The sequence below is a fragment of the Bradyrhizobium sp. genome (assembly GCF_049581145.1).
GTDB lineage: Bacteria > Pseudomonadota > Alphaproteobacteria > Rhizobiales > Xanthobacteraceae > Bradyrhizobium.
Genome location: NZ_JBAURI010000151.1, coordinates 1 through 4075, shown reverse-complemented (window position 1 = coordinate 4075; position 4075 = coordinate 1). Strand labels below are relative to the sequence as shown.

The following is a 4075-nucleotide window of genomic DNA, read 5'->3' as shown; positions in this document are numbered from 1 at the left end:
CCGTTCAGGAGCGCGCCTTCACGCTCCTCAACGTCCAGACCGCCTTGTAGCCAGTACAGCCACGGCCCCATCCGCCGATCAGTGAATCGGATCAATGATTTACGCTTTCGCGAAGCTGCAACTTCCGCCTAATCTACCATCTCCGCGACGGCCTTGCCGCATGCCGTGGTATCCGCATTGCCGCCGAGATCCTTGGTCCGCAGGGTGCGTTCGCCCAGCGTACGCTCGATCGCGCCGAGGATCGCCGCCGCGGCCTGCTTCTCGCCGAGATGCTCCAGCATCATCGCGCCCGACCAGATCATGCCGATCGGGTTGGCAATGCCCTGCCCCGCGATATCTGGCGCCGAGCCATGCACCGGCTCGAACACCGACGGGAAATTGCCTTCCGGATTGATGTTGCCCGATGGCGCGATGCCGATGGTGCCGGTGCAGGCCGGACCGAGATCGGACAGGATGTCGCCGAACAGATTGGAGCCGACCACGACGTCGAACCAGTCCGGGTGCAGCACGAAATTCGCGGTCAGAATATCGATGTGATACTTGTCCCACTTCACCTTCGGGTAGTTCTTCGCCATCGCCTCGACCCGCTCGTCCCAATACGGCATCGTGATCGAGATGCCGTTGGACTTGGTCGCCGAGGTCAGATGCCGCTTCGGCCGCGACTGCGCCAGGTCGAATGCGAATTTCAGGATGCGGTCGACGCCGATCCGGGTCATCACGGTCTGCTGCGTGACGAATTCGCGGTCGGTATCCGGGAACATCCGGCCGCCGACCGAGGAATACTCACCTTCGGTGTTCTCGCGCACCACCCAGAAATCGATATCGCCGGGCTTGCGGCCCGCCAGCGGCGACGGCACGCCGGGCATCAGCCGCACCGGGCGCAGATTGACGTACTGGTCGAACTCGCGCCTGAACTTGATCAGCGAGCCCCACAAGGAAATGTAATCGGGGATTTTCGCAGGCCAGCCGACCGCGCCGAAATAGATCGCGTCATGCTTGCCGATCTGCCCCTTCCAGTCGTCCGGCATCATCTGGCCGTGCTTCTCGTAATAGTCGTAGGAGGCGAAATCGAAATGATCGAAATGCACCGCCACACCGTGCTTTTTCGCCGCCGCCTCGATGACCCTGAGCCCCTCGGGCATCACTTCCTTGCCGATGCCGTCGCCGGGAATGACCGCGATCCGGTATTGTTTCTTGTCCTTGCTCATCGAGAGTTTCCTTGGAAAGGCTGGCCGCGGCGCGGACGCCGCCTACTTTGTTCGCGCGCCTTGCAATGGACCAAACTTGACCGGCGTGCAACGCTGCAGTGCAATGTTGACCGTCGGCGCTCCCGCCGCCTAACAATTTTCGCCCAAAAAATCACCGCATCCGAACAGCGAGTTTATCCCATGGATCTGCATCTGCGCGGCAAGCGCGTCCTCATCACCGGCGCCTCCAAGGGGATTGGCGCCGCCGCCGCCGAAGCCTTTGCCGAGGAAGGCTGTCACCTGCTGCTCGCCGCCCGCAGCGGCGACCAGTTGAAGGCGCTGGCCGAGCGGCTGCGCGGCGCGCACCAGATCGACGCCACCGCGCATGTCGTCGATCTCCGCAAGGGCGAGGACATCGCCCGCCTGGTCAAGGACGCTTCCGAGATCGACATTCTCGTCAACAATGCCGGCGACATTCCCGGCGGCTCGATCGACAAGATCGATGAAGCGACCTGGCGCCACGCCTGGGAGCTGAAAGTGTTCGGCTACATCAACCTGACGCGGGCGATCTACGCCCAGATGAAGGCGCGCGGCGGCGGCGTGATCGTCAACGACATCGGCAATGCCGGCGAAAAATTCGATGCCAACTACATCTGCGGCAGCGCCGGCAATGCCGCGATCATGGCGCTGACCCGCGCGCTCGGCGGCAAGAGTCTTGCCGACAATATCCGCGTGGTCGGCATCAATCCGGGGCCGGTCGGCACCGACCGCCACGTCACGCTGCTCAAGACCCGCGCCAAAAATCAGCTCGGCGACGAAAACCGCTACACCGAATTCCAGAAAGGCTTGCCGCTCGGCCGCCCGGCCCATGCCCGCGAGATCGGCGACCTGATGGCATTCCTCGCCTCCGACCGCTCCGGCTATACCTCGGGCGTGATCTTCACGGTCGACGGCGGCATCGCCGCCGGCTGGGGTTAGTTAGGCACGACCGTCATTGCAACGGACATTGTAGGGTGGGCAAAGCCAGCGGATCGCGCGCATGCGCGAGCCGATGGCGCGCCCACCATCGCAAGCAAAAGGTGGGCACGGCGCAAGGACGCCTTTGCCCACCCTACAGCGCCGCCATTAACCCGCCGTCCGCTCGAACGACTGCCGGATCAGCTTTGTGATCCGCCCATCCGGCTGCGCCATCTCGTTCATGATTGAAAAATGATCAGCGCCCGGGATTTCCTCATAGCTCACCGGTAATCCATACGCCGCGCGATGGCCGGCGAAATCGGCGGTCTGTTTGCGCAACAGCGGCAGCTCGGCTGATCCCACCACCAGCGACAGCGGCTTCATCGCCCCGCCCGGCTGCAGCAGCGGCGAGTTGCGGCGCGAGGCCGCTTCATCCAGCCCGAGCTTGACGTTGAGATAGGAGTGGCGGATCGGTTCGAGATCATAGATGCCGCTGATCGCGACCCCCGCCCGCACATCGGGATGCGACAGCGCCATCGCGGTGAGATGGCCGCCGGCGGACCATCCAGACACCACGATGCCCTGCCCGTCGCCGCCGAGATCAGGCAGGCGCGCGGCGAGGAAGCCGATGCCGGCATGGATTTCCGCGACGATCTGGTCGAGGCCAGCCTCCGGCGCCAGCGTGTAGCCGATCAGCGCCACATTGATGCCGTGCGCCATCGCGCCTTCCGCGAACAGCGCGAAATTCTCCTTGGCGCGCATCTGCCAGTAGCCGCCGTGAATGAACAACAGCGTCGGCGCCTTGTCTGCGACCTTAAACAGATCGATCCGGTTGCGCTCCGCCGGTCCATAGCGAAGATCGAGATGAGCCGAATGCCGCGTCCGCAGTTCGGCCGAGCGCCGGTCCCAGGCAGCGACGATGTCGGCGCTCCCTGCGACAGCCGCGCCATTGTTGAGGCCGCGGTCGAGCGCCTGCTGATCAAGTTCGCGCCAGTCGGGCGCGTCGAACGGGGTGGTCATGCCTGTACTCCCAAGTCGTTGCCAGCTCGCTACCAATGCGCGGCAAGGTCGTTGCGTTGCCAGCTTGCCGGAAAATGGTCTACAGCAATAGACAGCATGACTGGGAGAACTGCCATTGGCTGATCAGGATTTGGTGCGGGAAACCGCCTGCGCGATCGTTGATAAACTGAAACAGGGCGAGGTCACCCCGCTCGATCTGCTTGACGCGCTGGAACAACGGATCGCCGCCGTCGACGGCAAGGTCAACGCGCTGCCGATCCTGTGCTTCGATCGCGCGAGAGTCCATGCCAAGGCCCTGATGGAGAGACCCGCAGGCGAGCGCGGCCTGCTTGCCGGCCTGCCTGTCCCGATCAAGGACCTGACCGATGTCGGTGGCGTCCTGACCACGCAGGGCTCGCCGATCTACAAGGACCGGATTCCCGCGCGGTCCGATATCCTGGTCGAGCATCTCGAGCGCAATGGCGGCGTGATCTACGCCAAGTCCAACACACCGGAATTCGGTGCCGGCGCCAACACCTTCAACGAAGTGTTCGGCGCCACCCGCAACCCCTGGGACACGTCGCGTTCCGCCGCCGGCTCCTCCGGCGGGGCGGCGGTCGCGCTTGCGACCGGCATGGCCTGGCTCGCCCACGGCTCCGACCTGGGCGGCTCCCTGCGCAATCCCGCCAGCTTCTGCGGCATCGTGGGCCTGCGGCCGAGCGTCGGCCGGGTCGCGCACACGCCGCGATTCATGGTGGACAATTCGGTCGGCGTGCAGGGCCCGATGGCCCGCAATGTCGAAGATCTGGCGCTGCTGCTTGACGCCATGAGCGGCGAAGACCCGGGCGATCCGCTGTCGCTGCCGGCGCTGCCGGGCTCGTTCCTGTCCGCCGCGCGCTCGCCGGACAAAATCAGGCGCGTCGCCTACTCGC

General features: G+C 64.6%; 4 protein-coding genes. 2 read left to right on the top strand and 2 right to left on the bottom strand.

Annotated features, from left to right (window positions below):
• Positions 1-128: 128 nt before the first annotated feature.
• Positions 129-1208, bottom strand: coding sequence for a tartrate dehydrogenase (locus tag WCB02_RS04985; RefSeq protein WP_423956728.1), 1080 nt, complete (start codon positions 1206-1208; stop codon positions 129-131).
• Between the two features lie 180 nt (positions 1209-1388).
• Between WCB02_RS04985 and WCB02_RS04980 the strand changes: the two genes are divergently transcribed.
• On the top strand, positions 1389-2165 hold the full coding sequence (locus WCB02_RS04980; protein WP_423956727.1) for an SDR family oxidoreductase: 777 nt from the start codon (positions 1389-1391) through the stop codon (positions 2163-2165).
• A gap of 147 nt (positions 2166-2312) precedes the next feature.
• On the opposite strand, the gene WCB02_RS04975 is transcribed toward WCB02_RS04980, so the two are convergent.
• Positions 2313-3164, bottom strand: a complete 852-nt coding sequence (locus WCB02_RS04975; RefSeq protein ID WP_423956726.1) for an alpha/beta hydrolase — start codon at positions 3162-3164, stop codon at positions 2313-2315.
• Between the two features lie 115 nt (positions 3165-3279).
• On the opposite strand from WCB02_RS04975, the gene WCB02_RS04970 reads away from it, so the two are divergent.
• A partial coding sequence (locus WCB02_RS04970; protein ID WP_423956725.1) for an amidase occupies positions 3280-4075 on the top strand: 796 nt, incomplete at its 3' end.